Raw genomic sequence first — 17714 nt, forward strand, 5'->3', positions numbered from 1 at the left:
TTCTTCGGTTATAAGACGTGTATGCATTTTTTCTTGCCCCCTTTATTGATTTCCACTTTATGCAAAATGCTCTTATCGGCTCTATTCTCCTTTCTATGAGCGCTTGTCCTGTTGGTGTCTTTTTGATGCTCCGTGGAATGAGTTTAACAGGAGATGCTATCTCTCATGCCATTCTTCCTGGTGTTGCAACTGCTTTTCTCATTTGCGGCTTCTCCCTCATATCTATGACACTTGGTGGTATTTTCGCTGGCATTATTGTGGCTTTAGCAACCGTTTTAATTTCACGAAATAGCTTTCAGAAAGAAGATGCATCCATGACCGTTTTTTATCTTATTGCACTCGCAGCAGGTGTCATTATTATCTCAATGAAAGATTCAACCATTGAACTGCTTCATCTCTTATTCGGATCAGTTCTTGCAATTGATACACAGACTCTCTGGTTGATCACCACCATAATGTTGATCACACTCTGCAGTCTTTTTATTTTTTGGCGTGCGCTCGTCTTAGAAAGCTTTGATCCCCTCTTTTTTAAATCACTCTCTCCATTGAGTAAATATATTCACATTTCATTGCTTGGACTTGTGGTGTTGAATCTGGTTGGAGGCTTTCAATCACTAGGAACATTACTTTCTGTTGGCATTATGATGATTCCAGCGATTACAGCCCGTTTTTGGTTTTCACGGCTAGGTCCTATTTGCGTGCTTTCTACTCTTTTTGGAATCATTTCTAGTGTATGTGGTCTTCTGATTTCTTTTCATCTCTCCCTGCCTTCTGGCCCTGCTATTATCATTGCCGCAGGATTGATTTACCTTATTTCCTGCCTCATAAGTCCACGCGGTTTTATTGTAACATGGTTTCCCAACCTTTTTTATACTTCCTCACTTTAAAGAAAAAACAATGCCTAAATTTACTCAAAAATTTGTTCTTCTCAGTGCTTTATTGTTTGCCCTTTCTCTCTTTCCTGCTTCTGCACACAATAAAATAAAAGTTGTTGCAAGCTTCTCTATTCTTGCAGACCTCGTAAAAAATGTAGGAGGCAATAATATCTCTATGACCACTTTTGTAGGATCCAACGCGAATACACACACTTATGAACCTACCCCCCTTGACGCTCAAGCTCTTAGAAATGCTCAGATTATTTTTATCAATGGACTTCATTTAGAGGGGTTCATTGACCGCCTCATCACCGCAAGCGATACAAAAGCACTTCTTGTCGAGGTTAGTGCCAACATTCTCCCCCTCGAAATGAAAAATCAAGAACATGATGCCCATCACCATCATCACAGCGTTATTGATCCACACGCTTGGCAAACAATTCCCAATGTCGAAATCTATGTGAAGAATATCGCTGCTGCTTTTTGTAAAATTGATCCACAATCTTGTCCGCTTTACAATAAAAATGCCGAAGCCTACATCAAAAAGCTTAAAACAGCACAAGAGACCTTAAAAACAAAAATTGCCACTATCCCTAAAGATAAACGTATCATTATTACATCTCATGACGCTTTTGGCTATTTTGCTAAAGAATATGGCTTCACTATCTTGGCCCCCCAAAGCGCTTCAACAGAAGCTGAAGCAACTGCAGCTGATGTTGCTAAACTTATCAAACAAATTAAAGCGAATAAAGCAGCAGCATTGTTCGTTGAAAATATCTCTAATCCCCGGCTCATAAAACAAATTTCAAAAGAAACAGGTTTAAAAATTGGTGGAACCCTTTATTCTGATGCATTGTCAAACGAAAATGGTCCTGCCGCAACTTATCTCGATATGATGGAGCATAATGTGAATACCATCATTGATGCCATCAAAAAACATTAAAAAATCTTTTTATAGAAGAAAAAAGTTCATAAAATCATAGGTCTATGATTATGTTATCAATGCTATGAAACAAAATTAATTTTACAGAAAAAAATTTATACCTTATAGACGTCAAATAGATGAACTCATCAATGGATTTATTCCCTCATGGTGCCCAAATCACAAGCATTATTATTCTATTCTCCAACGTTTTTTTTGCAATAATTCTCAACACGTGAAATAATTCATAAGAAGCATTTTAAACCCTTTCTTAATAGTTTTTTATTCATACGGCTCTTCCCGCTTATAACAGCAAGCGAATGGTTTTGATGATTCAACATGGAACAAAGGTAGAATGAAAAAAATTACGATATTAGGGCTGTTTCTTAATACACAAAACAGTAAATTATCATTATAAATCAATCTATTGCTGTTAAGTAGAACGTACCTATTTTTGTACAAGATACTCAGAATAGCGTCCTGTTTTTACAGATAAAACGGACTTTTTATATCACCGATTAAAGCTAAGATATGGGGACCTAATGTCACTATTTGAGAATAATTTTCTCTCTTTATTTTTCTTATTCATTCTTTATAAGATAGATCAATTATCTCGTCAAAAAAGATGATGATAAGATACTGTTTTTATGAAAAAATGCTTTTCTAAATCCGCGAAAATATGGTTAATAAATTGTTATCTCTATTCATTTCAATGAAAAGAACTTATTATTTTTAATGTTCTTCTTATAGAACGTAAAAAGATAGGATTTCTTCATATGAGTATTTTGACATTCTCGGTGTCATGTGACAATGGATCATTACAAAAACTTTTAATTTGCTTTAATCTCATCGTTACACTTTTATTTTGTGAATATAATCGAGAAAGCCAAAACACAAGATTATTATGATTCAGCATAAAAAGAAGTCTTGTTACACCAATTAATGCTTACTTATTCCTTGTGCGCTTTCCAGTGTTTTTGTTAAAGGTATGAAAATTTTGATGAGCAACAGTGAAACTTAATTTTTGACCATAGTCGTGTGTCAAGCGTTCTTTTATTTCAATCGTAAAAATGATATCATTCCAACGTGTTAAAACATGGCAACCTGTTCCGATTGGCTTGATAAGCTCAATTTTTGTGTGAAAGACAGGTCCTTTATCGGGGTGTTCGCCCAATAAGATTATTTCAGGTCTAAAAGCTAAAAGATCCGTTTCTTCGCTGTAAGAATATGAATGCCCTAAATGTTGTTCTAGGACATGACGATCAAGAAAATTCATAGGAGGAGAACCAATAAAATCGGCAACAAATGTGGTTGCTGGCGTATCGTAAATTTCCATTGGTGTCCCAATTTGCTCAATAGCTCCTTTATTCAAAACGACTATTCTATCGGCTAACGTCATGGCTTCTAGTTGATCATGGGTAACATAGAGGCTGGTTGTTCCTAATGAACGCTGTAGCGTTTTTATCTCAATACACATTTGTGCCCGTAATTTTGCATCCAGATTGGAAAGAGGTTCATCAAAGAGAAAAACACGGGGTTGACGTACAATCACACGCCCCATTGCAACACGCTGGCGTTGTCCCCCTGATAATTGTCGTGGTTTACGATCAAGAAATGGTTCTATCTCCAAAAGCTTTGCAGCATGTGCAATGCGTTTTTTTATTTCTTCTTTTGGAGTTTTACGATTTTTAAGACCATATTCTAGGTTTCCGCGAACTGTCATATGAGGATAAAGAGCATAATTTTGAAAAACCATCGCAATATCACGATCAGCCGGTTCACGATCATTGATCCGTTCGTTATCGATACACAGTTCACCTGAGGTGACTTGCTCAAGTCCTGCAATAATACGCAACAAGGTTGATTTTCCGCATCCTGAAGGACCAACAAGAACAAGAAGTTCTTTATCAGCAACAGTTAAGTTTAAGTCATCAATAACCAGAACGCCGTTGTCATACTGTTTTTTTATATTTGATAACTGGATTGTAGCCACAATTACTTCTCCGTTTCAATAAGGCCTTTGATAAAAAGCCGCTGCATGAAGACAACAACAAGAACAGGTGGTACCATGGCAACAACCGATACTGCCATAAGGATATTCCATTGAGGATCATGTTGTAGTGATTCGACAATAAGCTGTTTTAAAATAATAAGAATTGTTTGATGATTTTGATCCGTTGTAATGATAAGAGGCCAGAGATATTGTATCCATCCATAAATGAACATAATGATAAATAAAGCAGCGATATTACTTTTGCTGAGAGGAAGGAGAATATCCTTAAAAAATTTAAATGGTCCTGCACCATCAACACGTGCTGCCTCTAAGAGTTCATCAGGAACAGTCAAAAAAAACTGGCGAAATAAAAATGTAGCGGTTGCGGATGCAATCAGGGGGATAATCATTCCACTATAAGTGTCAATCATCCCCAATTTTGCAACAACCGCATAGGTTGGAAGAATACGAACTTCAACAGGAAGCATCAATGTAACAAAAATAAGAATAAAAGCCGTTTTTCGGAAGGGAAAACGCATATAAACAATTGCATAAGCAGACAAAAGTGAAATAATAATTTTTCCAATGCTAATCCCTAAAGCCATAATGAGTGAATTCAGTAAGAGTGGCCAGAGGTTAGGGAGACCAAGCCTTGCAAGACCATCACCAAAAATTGTTTTATAGTTTTCCAGAGCATATTCCCCAGGTAAAAGAGGAAGTGTTCCCGTATTAAATGCTGCTGAACTATGGGTTGATGCAATGATAGCAACATAAACTGGAAAACAAATAATGATAATACCAACAATGAGAGTAATATGCGTTAAAAATTTCAAAAGAGGGCGATTTTCAACCATAATTTGTTTCCTAATATTGTACACGACGCTCAATCCAGCGAAACTGGATAAACGTTAAGACAATAACCATCAACATCAATATTGTTGATTGTGCTGCTGATGTACCGATTATTTGATTTCTAAAGCCATCGTCGTATACTTTATAGACGAGAGTGCTCGTTGCACGCGCAGGGCCTCCAGAAGTTGTGTTATCAATAATACCAAAAGTATCAAACATAACATAATTGATATTGACGATAAAAAGGAAAAATGTCGTTGGTGAAATTTGCGGAAAGACCACAGTCCAAAATCGTTTAAAGGGACCAGCACCATCAATGGCTGCTGCTTCTATTTGAGAACGCGGAACAGACTGAAGAGCTGTAAGAAAAAAGAGAAAATTGTAAGAAATTTGTTTCCAGCTAGCGGCAATGACAATCAGAATCATCGCTTGAGTGCCATTAATACGATAATTCCAGAGTACCCCTATTTTCTCAAGAAGAAAAGGAATAATCCCGATGGTAGGATGAAAGATAAACAACCATAATATACCTGCCAATACTGGAGCAACAGCATAGGGCCAGAGCAAAAGTATTGTATAAGCTTTTTTTGCACAGATAACACGGTCAACACAGACAGCCAAAAGAAGTGACATGGTCATTGAAACGACAGTAACTGAAATAGAAAATACTGCTGTTGTAAGAAATGATTGCAGATAAGTAGGATCAGAAAGAACAGTTAGATAATTTTCAAAACCAATAAAGGTTGTTGTAAAGCCAAAAGGGTCTTCACGCTCAAAGGACGATTTTATGGCTTGAGCAGCAGGCCAAAAGAAAAATAAAAAAGTTATAAGAAGCTGAGGGAAAAGCAGTCCGTAAGAAAGCAGACTCTTTTTAAAATATGCTTGTTTTTCTTGCATTCGCAGGGCTCTTTAAATGTAGAGACTTTAAAAAGATAAACAAAAAGGACTCAACTGTTTTTGTTGAGTCTTTTATATTTAACAAAAAAACGAAATTAATGATTAGATTTTTCAAATTCACGCAAGAGTTTATTTCCACGTTCAACGGTCTCATCTAAACCATCTTTCGGTGTTTTTGAACCACTAAGAACAGCTTCTAACTCCTGATCAAGAATGGTACGGATTTGTGGTAAATTACCAAATCTTATCCCCTTCGAGTTAACTGTCGGTGGATTAAGGTTGATCTGTTTGATAGCAATATCAGCCCCTGGCGTTTTTTCATAGAAATGTTGTTTTTTGCTCAATTCATAAGTTGCTTTTGTGGTTGGAAGATAACCTGTTCCTTGATGCCATTTTGCTTGATTTTCCGTTTTTGAAAGAAACTTAAGAAAAGCTGCTGCTCCAGCATATTCCTTTGTGGTATGACCCTTAAACGCCCAAATAGAAGCTCCCCCAATAACTGAATTTTGTGGTGCGCCTTCCGCATCCTTATAATACGGTAACATACCAACCCCCACATTAAACTGAGCTTCAGAAACAATTCCAGCATGTGATCCTGAAGATTGCATAAAAATTGCACAGTTTTGCGCCATAAACATTGGGGTTGAATCTAATGCGCCTGCAGGACCACCATAGCGGAAAATACCTTGATCAGACCACCTTTTCAGGTCTGTCCACATACGTACTTGTAAAGGTCCGTTAAATGTAAGCTCTGAATCAAGTCCTTTAAAGCCATTTTCTTTCGTTCCAAAAGGAACATTATGCAACGCTGAAAAATTTTCTATACCAATCCATTGTGCTGCATAAGCCATGGTAAAACCACATGTTGCCACCTTGGACTCAAGAATTTTTTTAGAAAAATCTTCTATATCTTGCCATGTTTTAGGGGGCTGTTCTGGATCAAGACCGGCTTTTTTAAAGATATCCTTGTTGTAATAAAGGATTGGTGTTGAAATATTGAAGGGCATAGAGATTATATGCCCCTGTTCATCAGAGTAATAGCCGCTAATAGCAGGAAAATAATCGGTAGGATCGAATTCTTGTTTTGTATCAGCCATAAGTTGATAAAATGGATAGATAGCGCCTTTTGCAACCATCATCGTTCCAGTACCAACGTCATAAATTTGGGCGAGCACAGGCTGTTTCTTTCCACGAAACGCTGCAATCAGTGCGACCAAACCTTCTTCATACTCACCGCGAAATGAAGGCACAACTTTGTACTCAGATTGACTCGCATTAAAATCGTTAATGAGACTTTCTGTTTGCTTGCCTAATTCACCACTCATAGAATGCCAAAAGCTGATTTTGGTCTGCGCAAAACTCGCTGTTATTCCTGCTAAGAATATTATAATAGCAACCGTAGTCGCTATGAAAAGATAAAAACGACTCATGGTGCACCCTTTCTGAAGGGATGGAATACAAACTACCCCTGAATTTATAGTATTACAAATGAACATGCTATGACAGTTTTATTTCAGAAATATATTTTCCCATTTAAACAGGAACCATCAAAAGGTCAAATGAATTTGTTTAGGTTTATTCGTTTTCTTTTATAAGCTTTCCTATGTATTAAAGAGATACGCGTTTGTAACGGGTTGAAAAAAGTGAGATGGCTTAAATAAGTAAGGGAATAGGTGAAAAGATATAGACCGTTAATGTCATTTAATGACTTTTGTAATATCTATAATATCTGGATTTACTTTTTTCAAAAAAGAATTGTTTATTCTTTTGTTATTTGTCTTACAATCTTCGGCTTATAACCTTAAAACGGTGTTACGACTAAATTCCACGAAGAGACAAATAGAAATTTCTTAAAATGAAGAAAATCATTTTGAAACGTTTAAGTGTTTCCTTCCCTGTAATGGAATCACACTCCTCTCATTCAAAATAAAATGATATTGTACGATTAATTTCCATTGTGTTAAAAAAAAAATCTTTTAATACATCTACATTTCATGATGGCTCCTATAAAATAAGCCCTAAAGCCTCCCTGTTAAAGTATATAAAAATTTTTTATGACATTATTTTTATACTTTATAAAAGTGCAAAATGGAATCATATAATGATGCCGCTAGCGCTTCAATAAAGCCTTTTTAAAGAGAGTTTAAAAAATGTTTTTTTCAATAGCTTTTTATCACCCCACCACCCCCCACTCGTAATATGCAAGCAAATGATTTTAGTTGATTCATTGTAAAAAAAAATCTGAAGTGAGAAAATTTCTTGATATTAAGCGCTATCACTTAATATAAAAAGTGTTTAATTATCATTAAAATCAACGTGTTATTATTTTGCAAAAGAAAATACCTCCTGCTTTCTTCCATTACACTGGCTGTATGAAAATACAGGGATTTTATAGAAATATATTTTTTACCTTTGTCCACGCAATTGTAATGCAAGATCAGGTTGATCTGTCGTAATATAATGTACGGGCATATTAAGCCAATGTGATAATCGAGCTTTTCCGTTGATTGTCCATACCCCCACAGTAAAACCAGCTTCAAGAGCTGCTTCAATAAAATCCTGTGATACAATGGAACCATCTAAACTTAAATCAGAATAACCCAATTGTTTCCATTCAGAAAAATGACGATACATATCACCTTCAAAATGATCAACACATGGACCAGATGGTATTCCTGCTTCAATAAAAGGGCGAAGAATCAAAGGATCAAAACTAATGGCAGAAACCCGTTCTGTTAAATTTCGACTTTTTATGAGTGCAAGCGCTTTTTGAGATAAGATTGTTTCACGCTCCACTTCACCACAGGTTTTGATTTCAAGATGCAAACCAACATTGGTTGGTGCTAAAAGATCAAGCACCTCTTCTAGCAAAGGAGGTGCTTCTTGGCTTCCTTTTACGCAGAGTTGTTTGCGTGTTTCATTATCAATATCGTGAATATATCCCTTTTTGCCAATCAATTGATCTAGACGGAAATCGTGAAAAACAACTACTTCACCGCTTTTCAGCAAATGAACATCACATTCAATCTCATCAACTTTTAACGCTATAGCGTTACTAAATGCTGAAAAGGTATTTTCAGAATAAAGATGTGCTCCACCACGGTGCGCAACAATTTTTTTCTTAGACATGCAAAATTTCACACTTCTCAATTTTAAATGACAATGGTTTAAATGACATTGGCTCTCAATGATATTAGCGTCTAGATTTTCAGATAAAGGCTTATATCCTATAAACAAGCACACTTAATCTTTTTAAGACTTTTTCTACATTTTTCTAAATATTAAGCCCTCAATCATATTTTATTCTTAAAAAGTCTATCCTTCATTTCAATTATTCCCATTCAATGGTTCCAGGAGGCTTTGAAGTTACATCATAAACAACACGATTAATCCCCCTAACTTCATTAATAATGCGTGATGCTGTCTTACTTAAAAAAGTCATATCATAGGGATAAAAATCAGCGGTCATTCCATCGACAGAGGTGACAGCACGAAGCGCACAAACAAATTCATACGTGCGACCATCCCCCATCACTCCAACTGTTTGAACAGGAAGAAGGACAGCAAAGGCTTGCCAAATTTCATCATAAAGACCGGCTTTACGAATTTCCTCAAGATAGATAGCATCTGCCTCACGTAAAATTTCTAATTTTTCACGGGTCACAGCCCCTGGACAGCGAATTGCAAGACCGGGACCTGGAAAAGGATGACGACCAATAAACTGTTCTGGCAATCCTAATTCTCGCCCTAGCAAACGGACCTCATCCTTAAAGAGCTCACGCAACGGTTCTACAAGTTTCATACTCATCTGTTCTGGTAATCCACCTACATTATGGTGGCTTTTAATGGTGACCGATTCACCAATAGCAGAAACACTCTCAATAACATCTGGATAGAGTGTTCCTTGTGCTAAAAACTCTGCACCTCCTATTTTTTTAGTCTCTTTTTCAAAAACTTCAATAAAAAGGCGACCTATCGTTTTGCGCTTTTTTTCTGGATCTGTCTCACCTTCTAAAGCATGAAGAAATATATCGGCAGCATCAACGTGAATAAGCTCTATGTTATAGTGATCGCGGAATAATGTAACAACTTCCTGCGCCTCATTCTTACGCATTAATCCATGATCGACCAAAATGCATGTCAGTTGATCTCCTATAGCTTCATGAAGAAGCACCGCTACAACAGAAGAATCCACTCCCCCTGAAAGACCACAAATCACACGACTTTTTCCAACCTTTTGTCGTATTGTCGCGATGGCCTGCTCACGATAAGAAGCCATTGACCAATTGCCTTTAATCGCAGAAATCTTATGAATAAAATTTTGCAAAAGTTTTGTACCATCCGGTGTATGAACAACTTCAGGATGAAACTGTACCGCATAAAAATGTCTTTTCTCATCAGCAATAGCTGCATAGGGAGCGCCTTTTGAGATTCCTATGACACGAAAGCCTTCTGGTAAAGCTGCCACACGGTCACCGTGACTCATCCATACTTGATAACGAGAACCTTTTTCCCATACTCCATCAAAAAGAGCACTCTCCTCTTGGATTTCCAAAAAAGCACGACCAAATTCACGCTCATGTCCAACTTCAACCGTTCCTCCAAGCTGAACACACATGACTTGCTCCCCATAACAAATACCAAGAATTGGAATACCAGCCTCAAAAATTTCCGCTGGAGCACGTGGCGACCCTTCATCAATAACGGAATAAGGACTTCCTGATAAAATAATCGCTTGAGGATTTATGCGGCGCACTGCTTCTAAAGCCAATTGAAAAGGAACAATTTCACAGTATACCCCCATTGCGCGCACCCGTCGTGCAATAAGCTGTGTAACCTGTGAACCAAAGTCAATAATAAGAACAGTGTCTGGATGGGATATGCTCATAGGAAACCAATCAACAATTGTAAAAGAGAACTCATAAGAGTTATGATTCAATCTTTCTCTTTTCACAAGCCTGTTTTCTTAAGAAAAGGAATATTCTCGTAAAATTTATGATAAAAAATGCAAAAATATGGATCAATGTTTTTTTTGCAACACAGATAAAAAAAATCCATCTGTTTTTGTTGTTGCAGGCGATAAAGTCAGGCCATAATTTGAAAAAACGGGTTGCACAGGTGAAGAACTGAAATATTTCTGCCAAAGTGCCTGCATATCTATTGGATAAAAATGAGAATATTGTTGAAGGAAATAGGAAATTTGTTCCTCATTTTCATCTGCAAAAAGAGAACAGGTAATATAGACTAAGCGCCCATTTGGCTTAAGATAATCTATCGCCTCATTCAAAATCGCCCTCTGTTCTGTTTGGCGTTGTTTTACCTGCTCTAATGTTAAACGCCATTTCGCATCTGGACGACGACGCCATGTTCCTGTTCCACTACAGGGTGCATCTAACAAAACTCTATCCATCTGGCCTATTAAAGATTTCAATTCTTCTTTTTGTGCTCGTGTTTGTACATTATGAACACCAGCACGTCGAAGACGATCAAAAATAGGCGCTAGGCGCCCTTTATCAGAATCATAAGCATAAATTTGCCCACGATTGTTCATATCGGAAGCTAAAGCTAATGTTTTGCCACCAGCACCGGCGCAATAATCTAATACCTGCATGCTTGCTTGCGCTTCCACAAGATGAGCAACAATTTGAGATCCTAAATCCTGTATTTCAAAGTGCCCTTTTTGAAAAGCTGGTTCCACTTGAACATTGGGATGGCGATCAAATTTTTCAATCGGAGCAACTCTTAAGGCTTGCCGAAACCATGGCAAAGATTGAATTTTGGTTTTTGCTAGCTCTTTTAGTACCTTTTCTGGTGTTGCCTTTAGGCTATTGACCCGTAGATCTAAAGAAGGACGCGTTGCTAGTGCAGCAGCTTCCACGATCCAGTTATCACCAAATAAAGGACAAAGATGTGCTTGACACCATTGAGGAATATCACCACGAATATAGTCTGGTGCATCCACTAATTGCCGCTTTTGCCACGATTTGCGCTGTTGATCCTCTAATAACTGCGGTGCAAACCGATCTCCTTCTAGCGCACTATCAATTTGCTCCAGCGTCATTTTTCCAGTATCTAATAAGGTAGCAAAAACAATATCCCGAATATCATCACTCTCCATTCGCCATTGTAAAGAATATCGTCGTCTTAAAACATCATAAACGATTGTACCAATGGCTGCACGATCACCTGCTCCAGCAAAGCGATGAGAAAGCCCCCAATCCTTTAAAGCTTCTCCTGCGGGGCGATGCCTCATTTCTATCTCTTTGAGAACATTTATTGCTGCTTGCAAATGCCCACCTAATCGCATTCATTTCTCCCATTAAAATAATAAAATTCTAAACCGTTTTAAAAATAATATTATTTTCTTATTGCCAATGAAATCTATTCAAAACTCTCAAAAATTTACACTCACTTTTAAAATGATCTGAGCATACTTCTTTATAAGATCCAATTTAGTATATCTAGATTTTTCCTTTCATTTTCTCTCCACTGGCTTTTTATCCTTTTAAAATACATAAAATCCTCTTACGCTAAAAGATACCTTGCCATCCATAAAGAACTTCTTTCCATCATACATTACGAAAAAACAAACTCCTTGTTATTGCATAAAATGAAATTTTCTCGACTTATCTAAACAACTGAAAAAATCCGATATCTTCCATCTTGAAAATATAATCCTTCTGAAAAAGGAGAAAAAATCTTCTAACAAGATGAGATAAGTTCATCTTACTCTCAACAAAAAATTAACTTTTTTAAAAATGCTTGGAACCACTATTTGGCATGTCCGTTTTTACTATACTGGCAACTGCCAGATAATTTAAAAGGAGAAAATAATGACTTATAATAATGGAAAAACAACTTCATCTAAAAGTCGCCACAATACAATGCCCTCAAACAATGGAAAGAAATCCGTCCAAAGTGATCAGACAAACACTCGCCAACGTGCGTCAAAGATGGAACATAAGACAACAAAAAGTTAATTCTAACTTTATATAATTGACTTCACATAGTCTTAGCAGAAAGAATTAGAGTTTTAGCCTCTAATTCTTTCCTTTTCCGGATTATGATACCAAATCACAAACAGAAAAAAGAACCACCTCTCTTCCTCGTTCTCGGAAGATTTTACATCTATGTGATATGACACTATGACACTAAGCTCTTATATTTTCAAACTGGGCCCCGATAGTTTGGGCTTTCCCGTGTGATCGAAACATCATGCGTATGGCTTTCATGGAGTCCCGCATTAGTAATACGAACAAACGTTGCTTTTTTACGAAACTCTACGAGATCTTTTGCCCCAACATAGCCCATCGAAGCACGCAGTCCACCAGCAAGCTGATGGAGAACTGATGCTATAGGACCTTTATAGGCCACTTGACCCTCTACACCTTCAGGAACCAACTTCAATTCATCACGAACGTCATCTTGAAAATAACGATCTGCTGATCCTCGTGCCATAGCACCAACAGATCCCATACCACGATAGGCTTTAAAAGATCGACCTTGATAAAGATAAACTTCACCAGGACTTTCTTCTGTTCCCGCTAAAAGAGAACCGATCATTGCTGCACAAGCCCCACCCGCTAAAGCTTTAGCAAAATCACCCGATGCTTTAATCCCACCATCTGCAATGATGGGAATGCCTGCTTTTTCAGCAACTTCTGCAGCATTCATAATAGCGGCAAGTTGAGGAACACCAACACCAGCAACAATACGCGTTGTACAAATAGAGCCAGGACCAATACCAACTTTTACTGCATCTGCACCACTGTCAATCAATGCTTGCGTTGCTTGAGCAGTCGCAACATTCCCAGCAATAACAGCTGGAGAGGAAACCATCTTTTTAATCCGTTCAACAGTTTCTAGCACACGCTGAGAATGACCATGCGCTGTATCAATGACCAACACATCAACTCCTGCGTCAATGAGGCGTTCAGCTCGTTCAATCCCATCATTCCCAACACTACTAGCCGCTGCAACACGCAAGCGCCCTTGAGAATCTTTAGCCGCATTTGGATTTAATTTTGCTTTTTCAATATCCTTAACTGTTATCAGTCCAACACAACGATTTTGCTCATCCACAACCAATAATTTTTCAATACGATGATGATGTAAAAGATATTTTGCCTCACTGAGTTGAACATTTTCACGCACTGTGATCAAATTCTCATGCGTCATTAATTCATAAATTTTTTGTTTTGGATCCGATGCAAAACGGACATCTCTATTGGTCAAAATACCAACAAGCCGTCCAGCAGTCTCACCTTTAACACTATTTTCAACAACCGGAATACCTGAAATACCATGAAAGCGCATCAAAGCTTTCGCTTCATCAAGGGTTGCATCGGGTCCAATTGTGACTGGATTAACAACCATACCAGATTCAAACTTTTTTACCTGGCGAACTTCTTCTGCCTGCTCTGCAAGAGACATATTACGATGAATAACCCCAAGACCACCAGCTTGAGCCATAGCAATTGCCAAACGCGATTCTGTTACCGTATCCATTGCAGCGGAAAGCAATGGCAAATTGAGCTGAATATCGGCTGCAATGCGCGTCCTAAGATCCACTTGACTAGGCATAACAAGAGAATGACCGGGCTGTAAAAGTACATCATCAAAAGTCAGTGCCAATGCCCCTGTCCCCGTTTCAACAATTTTTGCCATAGCAAAATTCCTTTTATAATAAAACATTATAACAAAACACCGCAAGAAGCTTTAAAATACAACTGCGGTTCTCATCGGGTAGATTGGCAAAAAATTATGCCATGCTACAAACAAAATGAAAAGAAAAATAAATATTTTTTTAAAGTGTGGTTTATGAAAATTTACAATTGCGATTCAATCGGTAACCAACTTATTATTTTTGTAAATGCGCGACGCCAAAAATTGCTTTCTGGCTCATAATCAATGCTATATTTTTTTTCATTTTCAATAAAATCCCAATAAATACGATTATTCTTACCAAGACGAAGATGATAACTCATTTCGCCCGTCGTTTCTTCGCAAAACAACAAATCTAGCCTTGCTGTAATGGGAGCACATTCAAAAAGAATGCCCATTTCTGTATTGAGTGCTGCTGATCTAGGATCAAAGTTTAAAGATCCAATAAAAGCTGTTTTACGATCAACTAAAAAAGCTTTGGCATGTAAACTTGCCTTACTCGATCGAAACAATCGTAATCCATGGGTATTGCCTTCTGCTTTTAATTCATAAAGCTTAACACCACTTTTCAACAGCGCCTTACGATACGGGACATAACCACCATGCACTAATGCTACATCGGTCGCGGCCAAAGAATTTGTGAGAATTTTGACATCAACACCTTTTGAAACCAAATGACTTAAATTCTGCGTCCCTACCTTACCAGGAACAAAATAAGGGGATGTAATTTGAACCGTTTTTTGGGCATTTCCAATAACCTTTGAGAGTGCCTTCATAAGCCAATTGCTCGCTTTTTTACGCAATGCTTTTTCTGGAGGGTCAGAAAGAACGACAACTTTATCGGCTAAAAATAACCGCTTGCCTGCCTGGATAAAACACTCGAAGTTAATGTGCTCTTTGACATAATCTAAATAAACTTTTGCAACTTTGGAATCCCGAAACTTTCGTAATTTATCTTTCCAATAACTAAGATCGCTTGCGCTTTTAGGAATAACCAAAGTATGAATTGGCAAAACAACAGCACTATTCCAAAAATCATCAAAGATACTTTCCACCTTTTTAACAGAGGGACCGATTAACATCAAATCTAAATCTCGAAAATGAGATTTTTCAGCTGCATCAAAATAAGAATCTGCAAGATTACGTCCTCCTACAAAAGCGACCCTGCCATCAATAATAAAAGCTTTATTATGCATTCTCCGTGTTACAGTAATTGCCCGTAATATAATCTCTAAACCACGGCGTAAACCACCTTTTCGTGATCGCCCTGGATTAAACATTCTCACCTCAATATGCGGATGTTTATCAAGCGCAATATAAGCTGGATCACGTGCCTGAGCGTTAATATCATCCAAAAGAAGCCGTACCCGAACACCTCGATCAGCTGCCTCAACTATTTCACTTAATAATAAACGCCCCGTTAAATCATCGTCCCAAATATAATACATCAAATCAAGGCTACGACCAGCCTCTGCTGCGCCTATTGCACGAACACAAAACGCATCCAAATTGCTGATGATGAGGGAAAGAGCATCTTTATCAACCCCTAGTCCATCTTCTTCCTCAGCCAATTGATTGACGATACGATCAAACTTAGTTTCATCCTTCTGAATAGGCAATGCATAAGAACATTGCCCCCTAGCATTTCTCACGAAATGCCCATAGGTGTAGATTGCCAACATAGACGCAATAAAAAAAAAGAGGATAAAACCAATAACAATCTGTAAAAGAGTCAAAAAAGATAAACTTTCTATTTTCAAGCTATCGCATCACCCGTAATACGAACCATAATACTAATCATTTCGTTTTAACCGTGTAGCGAATAAGATGCCACTTCTTGCTTAAGAGAGTATAAATTTAATAGTCTACGACGTAAAAATTTTAGCTGCAATAATTTAAAAGCTTAAAAAAATATCTCTCGGCTTTAACAAATATATATAAAATGAAACAAACGATAAAATAATTTATACTTGATTTAAATCTCATAAAACCATTCTAATAGATAAAACCTACAATAAATGATTGTTTTTTTAAATGCTCCTCACTGAATTTAGCAAAAAACTTCTCCTTTTTTTGAAAATCATACCTGTCCTCAAAAGAGATTTGTTATGAATTTTACTTTCGTTCTTGATTTCTTATGGTTCTCAACTCTTCCATTTTTCGATAAAGTGTAGAGCGACCAATATGAAGGCGGCGCGCAATCTCACTCATATGCCCTTTATAATGTTTAACTGCTTTCTCGATAATATCATGTTCCATCTCTGCAAAAGTACGTACATGCCCATCATTATTCAAAAATTGTATTGAATCTTGTTCATTATCTTCTTGCATATTACCCTCAATGATATTGGGAACACTCATTAATGCATTTCCCATCAATTGGGGAAAATCTCGAACTGTTAATAACGGTCCCTCACTGAGTAAAATCGCACGAAATAAAAAATTTTCAAGTTCATTTCTATTTCCAGGCCAATCATACTGCATAAGCAAAGAAAGAGCTGATCCTGCTAAACCATGGACATGTGATCGCCCTGTTTCTGTTATGATACGATCAATCAAACGTTGTGTGATCTCTGGAAAGTCATCCCTTAATTCTCGTAAAGCAGGAACGCTAATTGATAGATGAGAAAATTGTTCAAACAAACTATGCAAAAAAAAGTTCTCTTTAACCAAATCCTTTAAACGCGATGTTGAAATAGCAATGACCCGAAAAGGAAAAAGTTCTCCTTTTGTATCCCTTCCCCTTTCTTTAAGATAATGAGCAAGCCGTTTTTGCTGTATGGGTTCAAGCCGATCAATATCACAAAGGCAAAGTGTCCCGTTGTCAAGCGAAGAAACTAAAGGGAGAAATTCTTTAAACCAATGTTGATTTTCTTCTTCTGGATCAACAATCGCTGAACATTGAAAGCGAATAAAAGAGCCCTCCGCGAATAAACCTTCATGATGAATAATCCGAGCTAAAGTCTCACGACCTGTTCCAACTTCACCCTCTATCAAAAGATTCTGTGAAGTGATCGCTGCTGTTCTAGATTGCTCTAAAACAATCTGCATCGCTCTACTTTTTATGCAAAGATCCGAAAACCTTAAATGATTTTCTTTCTTTCTCCGAATATCTTGAACCTCATGCTCCAAGGCAGAAATAAGAGCAAGAATATCCAAAGTAACTCTTACACGTAATAATGTTACTGGATGAATCCAATAATCAATAGCTCCAGCTGCTAAAGCTTTCTGGAGTAAATCCTGATTCTCTTGTTGTGCTATCACAACAATAGGAACAGAAACACCAGCAACTCTAATCATTTTAATCAAATCGCTTACACTCAAATCACTCATAATGACATCAAGGAGTGCAAGCACAATGTTTTTACGTCTGTGTAAAAGATCAATTGTACGGAGGCCATTTTCTGCTTCAATGACACGGTAACCAAAACCTCGGAGCATAGCAGAAAGCTCTATACGTCTTCCATAATCTTCACTCGCAACAAGAATGGGACCAACCATAATGTCAATA

General features: G+C 37.3%; 13 protein-coding genes. 3 read left to right on the forward strand and 10 right to left on the reverse strand.

Annotated elements, in window-relative coordinates:
- Window positions 1-17: 17 nt before the first annotated feature.
- Window positions 18-887, forward strand: coding sequence for a metal ABC transporter permease (locus NNJ85_RS03000; protein WP_254473431.1), 870 nt, complete (start codon window positions 18-20; stop codon window positions 885-887).
- Between the two features lie 10 nt (window positions 888-897).
- Complete coding sequence (locus tag NNJ85_RS03005; protein WP_254473432.1) at window positions 898-1818, forward strand: metal ABC transporter solute-binding protein, Zn/Mn family; 921 nt, start codon at window positions 898-900, stop codon at window positions 1816-1818.
- 925 nt (window positions 1819-2743) lie between these two features.
- On the opposite strand, the gene NNJ85_RS03010 is transcribed toward NNJ85_RS03005, so the two are convergent.
- From NNJ85_RS03010 to NNJ85_RS03040, 7 genes are all read right to left on the reverse strand, one after another.
- On the reverse strand, window positions 2744-3790 hold the full coding sequence (locus NNJ85_RS03010; protein ID WP_254473433.1) for a sn-glycerol-3-phosphate import ATP-binding protein UgpC: 1047 nt from the start codon (window positions 3788-3790) through the stop codon (window positions 2744-2746).
- Between the two features lie 2 nt (window positions 3791-3792).
- On the reverse strand, window positions 3793-4644 hold the full coding sequence (ugpE, locus tag NNJ85_RS03015; protein ID WP_254473435.1) for a sn-glycerol-3-phosphate ABC transporter permease UgpE: 852 nt from the start codon (window positions 4642-4644) through the stop codon (window positions 3793-3795).
- Window positions 4645-4654: 10 nt separating this feature from the next.
- Window positions 4655-5539: a sn-glycerol-3-phosphate ABC transporter permease UgpA gene (ugpA, locus tag NNJ85_RS03020; RefSeq protein ID WP_254473438.1), complete on the reverse strand. Its 885-nt coding sequence runs from the start codon at window positions 5537-5539 to the stop codon at window positions 4655-4657.
- 95 nt (window positions 5540-5634) lie between these two features.
- On the reverse strand, window positions 5635-6969 hold the full coding sequence (gene ugpB, locus NNJ85_RS03025) for a sn-glycerol-3-phosphate ABC transporter substrate-binding protein UgpB (RefSeq protein WP_254473439.1): 1335 nt from the start codon (window positions 6967-6969) through the stop codon (window positions 5635-5637).
- Window positions 6970-7945: 976 nt separating this feature from the next.
- Complete coding sequence (locus NNJ85_RS03030; protein ID WP_254473441.1) at window positions 7946-8668, reverse strand: glycerophosphodiester phosphodiesterase family protein; 723 nt, start codon at window positions 8666-8668, stop codon at window positions 7946-7948.
- Between the two features lie 202 nt (window positions 8669-8870).
- A complete protein-coding gene (gene guaA / locus NNJ85_RS03035; protein WP_254473917.1) occupies window positions 8871-10427 on the reverse strand; it encodes a glutamine-hydrolyzing GMP synthase in 1557 nt (518 codons plus the stop codon).
- Between the two features lie 132 nt (window positions 10428-10559).
- The gene (locus NNJ85_RS03040; RefSeq protein WP_254473442.1) at window positions 10560-11846 is read right to left on the reverse strand and encodes an RsmB/NOP family class I SAM-dependent RNA methyltransferase; all 1287 of its coding nucleotides are present in this window, start codon (window positions 11844-11846) and stop codon (window positions 10560-10562) included.
- A 526-nt stretch (window positions 11847-12372) separates the two neighbouring features.
- Here NNJ85_RS03040 and NNJ85_RS03045 point away from each other — a divergent pair.
- Window positions 12373-12519 (forward strand): hypothetical protein, encoded by a 147-nt coding sequence (locus tag NNJ85_RS03045; protein ID WP_254473443.1) that lies wholly within the window; start codon window positions 12373-12375, stop codon window positions 12517-12519.
- Window positions 12520-12706: 187 nt separating this feature from the next.
- Here the strand turns inward: NNJ85_RS03045 and guaB are convergent, their stop codons facing one another.
- From guaB to NNJ85_RS03060, 3 genes are all read right to left on the reverse strand, one after another.
- Window positions 12707-14206 (reverse strand): IMP dehydrogenase, encoded by a 1500-nt coding sequence (gene guaB / locus NNJ85_RS03050; RefSeq protein WP_254473444.1) that lies wholly within the window; start codon window positions 14204-14206, stop codon window positions 12707-12709.
- 161 nt (window positions 14207-14367) lie between these two features.
- Complete coding sequence (locus NNJ85_RS03055; RefSeq protein ID WP_254473445.1) at window positions 14368-15939, reverse strand: phospholipase D family protein; 1572 nt, start codon at window positions 15937-15939, stop codon at window positions 14368-14370.
- Window positions 15940-16318: 379 nt separating this feature from the next.
- Window positions 16319-17704: a sigma-54 dependent transcriptional regulator gene (locus NNJ85_RS03060; RefSeq protein WP_254473446.1), complete on the reverse strand. Its 1386-nt coding sequence runs from the start codon at window positions 17702-17704 to the stop codon at window positions 16319-16321.
- Window positions 17705-17714: the final 10 nt, after the last annotated feature.

This window comes from Bartonella sp. B1098 (genome assembly GCF_944896145.1).
Taxonomy (GTDB): domain Bacteria; phylum Pseudomonadota; class Alphaproteobacteria; order Rhizobiales; family Rhizobiaceae; genus Bartonella.